This window comes from Bacillus sp. GbtcB10 (assembly GCF_019091365.1).
Taxonomy (GTDB): Bacteria; Bacillota; Bacilli; order Bacillales; family Bacillaceae; genus Bacillus; species Bacillus altitudinis.
Genome location: NZ_JAGXJP010000284.1, coordinates 1 through 251, shown reverse-complemented (window position 1 = coordinate 251; position 251 = coordinate 1). Strand labels below are relative to the sequence as shown.

Below are 251 nucleotides of genomic sequence, written 5' to 3'. Positions count from 1 at the left end.
ATTGAATACTTTAAGCAAAAATGGGCGTTTTCAATTGATATGTTTTCTACATTTACAAAGTTTCTATCTAAAAAACTAAGTAAAAAACAGGAGCAATCTACAGAACAAGCCGAAAAACCAACTGTGCCTACATGCCAGGGAATAGACATATTAGATTCTGTTGCTCCTTCAAATAAAGAAGTAGAAGAAAAACAGCCAATAAATGCCCCTGATTTGGGTGAAAAGTTAGAACTACGATTCCGCGAAATGGA

At 34.7% G+C, this 251-nt stretch carries 1 pseudogene; it reads left to right on the top strand.

The features are described from left to right. Nucleotides 1-251: pseudogene (locus tag KVT11_RS20290) on the top strand (Replicase RepFR55); the annotation flags it as partial.